At 54.5% G+C, this 6,208-nt stretch carries 3 protein-coding genes and 1 pseudogene; 2 read left to right on the forward strand and 2 right to left on the reverse strand.

Annotation, left to right across the window (positions count from 1 at the left end):
• Positions 1-8 precede the first annotated feature (8 nt).
• Positions 9-1,229, reverse strand: a pseudogene (locus BLU15_RS36525) (IS3 family transposase).
• A gap of 561 nt (positions 1,230-1,790) precedes the next feature.
• Positions 1,791-3,032 carry an NAD/NADP octopine/nopaline dehydrogenase family protein gene (locus BLU15_RS36530; RefSeq protein ID WP_090302147.1) on the reverse strand — a complete coding sequence of 414 codons (1,242 nt, stop codon included), beginning with the start codon at positions 3,030-3,032 and terminating at the stop codon, positions 1,791-1,793.
• Between the two features lie 310 nt (positions 3,033-3,342).
• Here BLU15_RS36530 and BLU15_RS39290 point away from each other — a divergent pair, with 310 nt between their 5' ends.
• Complete coding sequence (locus BLU15_RS39290; protein WP_143034340.1) at positions 3,343-3,720, forward strand: hypothetical protein; 378 nt, start codon at positions 3,343-3,345, stop codon at positions 3,718-3,720.
• A gap of 292 nt (positions 3,721-4,012) precedes the next feature.
• The gene (locus BLU15_RS36535; protein WP_090302149.1) at positions 4,013-5,743 is read left to right on the forward strand and encodes a hypothetical protein; all 1,731 of its coding nucleotides are present in this window, start codon (positions 4,013-4,015) and stop codon (positions 5,741-5,743) included.
• Positions 5,744-6,208 lie beyond the last annotated feature (465 nt).

Here is a 6,208-nt window from a genome sequence, read left to right on the forward strand (position 1 = left end):
GGACAGGATCAGGTTTCTGTTTGACGGTTTAAGAACTCGCGCGGTGATCGATATCCCAATGCCTTGTGCGAGTGAAGCGTGTTGTAATGCTCGAACCACAATGGCAGTTGGGCGATGACGGTTTCAGCGTCCGGAATGGGATTGACCGAGACGTAATCGCGCTTGAATGTTTTGACGAACGCCTCGGCCATGCCGTTCGACTGTGGGCTTCGCACCGGTGTCGTGCACGGTTCCATGCCGATCTCGCGGAGCAAGGATGCGGTGTCCTTGGCGATGAAGCAGGAGCCGTTGTCGGTGAGCCATTCGATGGGTTCGGACAACATATTGATGCGGCCGAAGCGGTTCTCGACGGCGGTGATGACGAGGTCCTGAACGTCGTCGCTCTTGATCCCTTCGGTGGTCGCGACATGGGCGATGGCCTCGCGGTCACAGCAGTCGAGAGCGAAGGCAACGCGGACTTTCTCTTTGTTGTCGCAGCCAATCTCGAAGCCGTCGGAGCACCATCTGAGGTTCGACCGCCCGACAGCGACACGGCCATCATGGCGACGCGCATCGACAGCACCGGTATGGCGCTGGAGAAGCAGACCATGCAGCTTCATCACCCGATAGACGCGTTTGACGTTTGGCCAGGAGCGGCCATTGTTGCTCGCGTTTCGGCGCAGAATGGCGTGAACCCGGCGATAGCCGTAAGTCGGCATATTGGCGATGATCGCTTTGATCTCATCCACGAGGCCCCGATCAGCAAGCGGCGGTCGTCCACGGGGCTTGGAAGGGATTTGCTTCACACGCTCTGCGATGTTTGATCGGGCGACACCTAAAGTCTCGCATACAGCCGTCATCGCGAACTGCCCTTCGGCAACGACAGCGAGCGCAACAAGTGTTTTTTTGGGCCGGTGGCGATTTCGAGGGCTTCCTTGAGGATTTCGCCTTCCATCGTCTTCTTGCCAAGCAGGCGTTGCAGTTCCTTGACCTGGTTCTGAAGGGCTCGATACTCGGATGCCGGAACGACGTCTTCCTGCGATGCGGTTGCGGTGAACGCTCCCTGCGCTGCAAGCTTGCGCCAATTGAACAACTGGTTCGGCTGGAAGCCGTGACGCCGCGCGACGATGCTAACCGTCGCATCCGCTTCATACGTCTCCTGAACGATGGCGAGCTTCTCGGCCGTCGACCAGCGACGGGCGCCACTCAGGGCCGGACAGCACTTCTATCTTCGGGTTGTGACTACTCATAATGGGCACATTACTCCTCACACTTAACAAGTGGGAGATCATGTCCGAGGATTTATGGGGCCATTACATGGCGTGCCAAAAGCCACCGGCCATCTCGCATAACCTAAATGCAACTTACAAGCAAATTAATAATTAAACCAACTTATAAACGAATAAATTTACAAACGCACAAAAATACAACCACATAATCAAACAAATATTACACAGAACATATCCTGCCAATAAAAAGCACATGACTGCACAGCCATACCAGCCAGTTCCCGAAGCCAAAATGTGCGCACCTGTCAGCAACCCACAACGCATCACACGAAAACGGCCAGAAACTTTGGCGACGAATTAGAATACGCGAATTGTCCAATGATTGATTTACATGTCACAAGGGAAACGTATTGCGGCGTCACGATGGAAGAGAACAAAATTTTTTTGGGCAAACCCGTATTTTCTGAATTCACTACCTAGTTACTATGAGCTATTGCTATCTCGATATATCCTCCACACTCAACCGACTACTGGCACCATGCCGCCATCCGACACGCCCACAAGAGCAAGGCGTCAGGGCGCTTAAAACATGTAGTGCCAAAATTTTTTATCGCCCTCCGTTTCCCCCCCTGAAGTCTGCCCGTCAACTGCCAAAGCACGCGGCGCCTTAGATACATCCGCCCAACGCTCATCCCATTCAACCTTGGTCTCGTTAATCGCCGCCATAATATCGGCCTTTGACAAGCCGCGCATGCCGAGGCCGGAAAGATCGGCTACGTTCGTTTCGTAATCCGCGCTCATGGCCATGCCCACCATGTCGACAACCCCGCGGAAAGGCCTATTATCCAAGCCAGCCAGATCGGCCAGCGTCGCAAGCATGTTGAGGAGACCCGGGTCTTCGACCATGTAACGGTTGGATTCCATGCCTTCGGCGGCAGGCATGAACGACTGGGCGTTGTAGGCTGGCAATCTGTGGGTGAAGTCTGAAAGGCTCTCGGCGGCGAAATTGTAGTAGAACGTCATGAGAGCAAGTCCCTCAGGAACTTCGATTCCGTAAGCTTTGCCGAGATTGCAGATCGCCCTTGCGACATTGGTGGCCACGTTTGAGCCGAACTTTCCTCCAACAACATCAGGATAGAACTTGAGACCCGGTGTTTGCTTTTCGGCTGCAACAAGACCCAAGACGAGCGGCCCGGGGTGCACCCAGAGATTGCCGTTGGCGAACAGCGCACCGAACGCATTTGGAAGCATGCGGATTTTTTGGTGGGGGTAGATCTTGCGGTAATTGTCGAGAGCCGTCTGGGGAAGGTCGCGAGGGAATAGACCGATATACATGCCCTCCTTGACCCCCGCGACAAATGCTTTTCCGTTCGTTGCTCTGCTGGCGGTAGGGGCGACGGCGCAGTCGATGAAACCACGAGGGCGAATGCGGTTGCGTGCTTTGAGCGAAAAGCCATTGGCGGTAACCGTGCCGATAATGACATTGTCCAAGCCGTTGCAGGATCCCAGTTCAGTGATGAGTTGATCATGTGCAAACTCGGGCAGGCAGTTCCAGAGTTCGCCGCATTTGTCGACCACAGTTTGCAGGTCCAAGGCGAGTTTGATTTTGAAGCTGCCGACGACCGCTTCTTCGCAGGTGATGGTAGTTTCACCGCTGCCGTCGACTTGCTGGAGCAGTTCGGTGAAGTTGCTGCCGCGATGACCCGGATCGGCATAAAGATAGACGTTTAAACCGGCCTTGGAGGCCATCGCCGCCATCGGAACTCCGGCGTGGCCGGCGCCGATGATGCCGACGGTGTTGGAGGGCGAGCTGGAAGCCATCATGCAGGTGTGAAAATGGGGTGATGGTTAAAGTGAAGATTGAATAAGGCAAATTGAAAGTGTGTGCGAAAACTGAGTGTGTGAGCTTTGGGTGGAAGATTGCAGATGTGAGTGAGTGAAGAGCTCTATCCGAAGGCGGGAAGCGATGGGTTTAAATGGTTTTTGGGCACCCTCCTGGAAAGAATGAAAAGGAGGCCTGGAAAGCAGAAAAAGAAGTGGACGGTCGGTTTGACCCTGAAAATTCACAGAGTACGTACCTCCTGTGCCTCCCGTAGTGCTGCCGGGTGACAAGGATGCACGCCAGAGTGACTGCATGAAGGATTTCAAATACGAGCTGACGGGCGCACAGGCTCTTGGCTGCATCGAAAGCCTGATCATGCGTGTCGCCGAGGTATTTGGGTTCACCTTCCTTTTCCGGCAGATTTTGGCGAAGGGGTACAACCAGGCATGTCGATCCCAGGAGACCCGCCACGCCGGGCCTTGCTCCGTGTTGCAGGGCAGGCACACCTGCCAATCGAATGGCGTCACCGCCCCCTCGTGTCGGCTCCTGCATTCAGCAGCCTCCAAAAAAGCCGCGCGGACACCAATCAGGTTCGAAGTGCAGATACGAGTTTCAGCTGCGCGCTATGGTGCATGCAATCGCCGATCACCGTCGGCCACCCCGAAAACCTGCTCAAACTTGCGCAGCTGATGTCGATTACCGGAACGACTTCTTCCGACGAGCAGAAGGGGGCGAGTAATGGGCGCTCGAACCGGCTACAAAAAAGCCTGGCTCCCGCCCCCTTCAAGTAAGCAAAACACCATCGCAATCCGTCACTTCATTTTACTCAATCAACTGCTCGTTTTTACTCTACCCATTACCCATTTTCCAATTCCCCGTCCTTTCAAGACCAACAATCATAATGTCTGCATCTGCTCCCGCCCTGGGCCCCTTCCCCGCCGCGGCGGCTCCCGGTCGGGGCCAAATCCAACTGAAAGCTGGAATGAAGCCCCTTTTCGGGATGTTCGCTTCGGCTCTCAAGTACTTTCAGGACCACACCCTCGCTGGCGACGAAGTTAATGGTAAGAATGTTGACGACTTCCTTAGAGAAATCGGCGTCCCCGAAACCCCCGCCGATAAAAACACTCTGCTGGCGCTTGCCAAGTCCACCGCCAATCACTCACCGGGCGAACCCGGTGCATCCTCCGCTGAATATGCCGCAATCCCCGGAAAGATCAGCGACAATTTCGAGGCCTGCGATAGCTTGCGCAAGCTTCTCGACACCGGACTGGAATCCCTCTCCGACACACGCAAGAACTACCTTCAGGAGCGCTCCGAAGCTGTCGTGAAGCAACTCATCCCTCTGCTCGAAGACGACAGCTTTGCCATCAAGCTTGTCCATACTCTCGCCGGCTTGGGTATCTTTGGAACCGCAGGTTGGCTCGTCTGGACTGCCAAAGAGCAAGCATGGAAGACCGGTACTTGGGGCGTCTTGGTCATTGGGGCAATCAGGCTTCTCGGCAACCTGCTATACAACGACGCTGCCGCGGTGCAACAGGTGTGGAACATGGTGTACGTCCATGTCGGACTGGGTGCAGTCGCCTACACCCTCGAGATCCTCGAACGCACCGGGATTGAATTTGGAACCGGTACAACAATGATAATCGGCACCGTCCTCGCCAACCTCATTCCGTTGCTCGGCTTCTATTTCAAGGACATCTGGGCCACCGGGAAAGACTTCTTCGCCAAAAGCGAGCAAACGCGTTCCGGACGCGCTTCCGACGACGATGTGGAATTGCTTCGACCCATCCTCAATGCACTTGAGGCTTACACCGGTAAGTCCAAGTCGCTCCTCCACAGAACATCGGCCAGCAAACCCGGCAATCGAACCGGCGACATCGCGCAAGCAGGACAAGCCGAGACGCAACGCCTTATCGACGCCCTCAAATGGGACGTCGATCCTGAGCCATCACAAGGTTGGGGCGCCTCATTCATCTCTCTGCTGCGGGAGGCGACCATTAAATCACCTTCCCTCCTCTACGCACTCTTCACCGGTATCTTCCTGTTCGTCGCCGCAATCGGCGACGCCAAGGCAGTTTCCGACATTGCCGTGCTCGTCCTTATCCTGATCATCGAAGTGGGAAAAGGTATTAGCAATGAACACGTCACTCAGGACCAGATGCAGTATCGGGTGCTAAAGCTCACGCTCGGTCGGTTCGCCTCGATCTTCTTTTTTGCTGCACCGAAGATCAACTACCGCCTCAAGACCGGACGGGAAGACTTCTTCGACACGGAACCGGAACTGGCTGCCGCCATGGCTCACGCCAACGCAGCGTTCATCTGCCTGCTTGGGCTTTATGTTATTCCCACCTTCGAACTCTTCATCAAGCTCTTCAAGCGGGTTTTGTGTCGCGCGCGCGCGCTGGAGGCGGGGGGACAGGGCACCGAACTTCAGGGCGGCACTAATGCCGGACCAATGGCTATGCAAGTGCCGGAACTTTTAGGCGACACGAGTGAAAACGGGGAGGACGAAGATGAGGAGGAATTGAAGAAATGGGAGGAAGTCATGAATGGCATCAGCAAGCAGGCGATGGGAAATTTGGGGCAGGAAATGGAAAAATTGGAGGAGGAGCAGGACAGTTCGTTCACCGTCATGATGGCTGCTCTTGGTGGCGTCGGGTACACCACTGAGGCCGATCCCGAAATGATGAAATATCTCGGCCTATATTATTAGTATACTCTTGCTTTACAGAAGCTGTATTTAGCTTAATAACTATCTGTATTACGAAACATTAAACTTTAACAATATGCATTTCAGTTCATAAATGCAGTTTAACTCCGTTAATCATGACTTTTATACAGCCATCCTTGATTATCCTTAAGTATAAATAACTTGTTGAGGTCGCACCACATCCAGTCATGTGACATATCACATTTTCTCTTTCTTAAAATACAATTTCACCCTCCGATATATGCAGATGTAGTTATCGGAGGCTCCGAAGGCGAAGCCGTGTGCTTGCACGCCCCCCGCAGCGAAGCGGAGGTCGGCAGGCGAAGCCGTCGAAGCCGTCGAAGCCGGAAATAACTACATCTGCATATATCCTGCCACCCAACCGACCAGGATCTCCGGCCACCCAACCGACCAGGATCTCCGGCCACCCAACCGACCAGGATCTCCGGCCACCCAACCGACCAGGAT

It is taken from the genome of Ensifer sp. YR511, from assembly GCF_900103045.1.
Lineage (GTDB): Bacteria > Pseudomonadota > Alphaproteobacteria > Rhizobiales > Rhizobiaceae > Ensifer > Ensifer adhaerens.

Bases quoted from the DNA above. Each gene is read 5' to 3' on its own strand.
- BLU15_RS36535 (WP_090302149.1), top strand. From the start codon at position 4,013: ATGAAGCCCCTTTTCGGGATGTTCGCTTCGGCTCTCAAGTACTTTCAG.
- BLU15_RS39290 (WP_143034340.1), top strand. From the start codon at position 3,343: ATGAAGGATTTCAAATACGAGCTGACGGGCGCACAGGCTCTTGGCTGC.
- BLU15_RS36530 (WP_090302147.1), bottom strand. From the start codon at position 3,032: ATGATGGCTTCCAGCTCGCCCTCCAACACCGTCGGCATCATCGGCGCC.